The sequence below is a fragment of the Candidatus Burkholderia verschuerenii genome, assembly GCF_001189365.1.
GTDB classification, from domain to species: Bacteria; Pseudomonadota; Gammaproteobacteria; order Burkholderiales; family Burkholderiaceae; genus Caballeronia; species Caballeronia verschuerenii.
The window spans coordinates 1-1,001 of record NZ_LFJJ01000442.1 but is presented as its reverse complement, the minus strand read 5'-3'; the positions used below and the strand labels follow the sequence as shown (position 1 = coordinate 1,001).

The window sequence follows — 1,001 nt, the reverse complement described above, 5'->3', positions numbered from 1 at the left end:
GCCGGATGCCGGCCAAGCGGAAGAAGGCGGTCGACCCGCTGCAGTTGCAGCCGGGCGACCACGTCGTCCACGAGCAGCACGGCGTCGGCCGCTTCGTCGAGATGGCCCAGCGCAGCGTGGCGGGTGCCCCGCGGGAGTACCTCGTCCTCGAGTACGCGTCGTCGCGCCGGGGATCCGGCGGATCCGACCGGCTGTACGTGCCGACGGCCCAGCTCGACCAGGTCACCCGGTACGTCGGCGGTGAGGCGCCGACGCTGAACCGCCTCGGTGGCTCGGACTGGCAGACCACCAAGTCCCGGGCGCGGCGGCACGTGCGCCAGATCGCCGGCGAGCTGATCCGCCTCTACAGCGCGCGGATGGCGACGCAGGGGCACGCGTTCGGGCCGGACACGCCCTGGCAGCGAGAACTCGAGGACGCCTTCGCCCACGTCGAGACCCCGGACCAGTTGTCCAGCATCGAGGACGTCAAGGCGGACATGGCCAAGACGGTCCCGATGGACCGGCTGATCTGCGGCGACGTCGGCTACGGCAAGACGGAGATCGCCGGGCGGGCCGCGTTCAAGGCCGTGCAGGACGGCAAGCAGGTGGCCGTCCTGGTCCCGACGACGCTGCTGGTGCAGCAGCACCTCGACACGTTCACCGAGCGCTACTCCGGCTTCCCGGTGAACGTGCGCGCGCTGTCGCGCTTCCAGACGGCCAAGGAGTCCAAGGAGATCGTCGACGCGCTCGCCGACGGCACCGTCGACGTGGTCATCGGCACGCACCGCCTGATCACCGGCAACGTGCGGTTCAAGGACCTGGGCCTCGTCGTGATCGACGAGGAGCAGCGGTTCGGCGTCGAGCACAAGGAGCAGATGAAGCGGCTGCGCACCTCCGTCGACGTGCTGTCGATGTCCGCGACGCCGATCCCGCGCACGCTCGAGATGGCGATCACCGGCATCCGTGAGATGTCGACGATCGCCACCCCGCCCGAGGAGCGCCACCCGGTCCTCACCTACGTC

The 1,001-nt window shown here is 70.3% G+C and carries 1 protein-coding gene; it reads left to right on the top strand.

The window, feature by feature from the left end; translation table 11 throughout:
- On the top strand, nt 1-1,001 hold a 1,001-nt coding region (locus BVER_RS29620), incomplete at both ends, for a DEAD/DEAH box helicase (protein WP_157056328.1).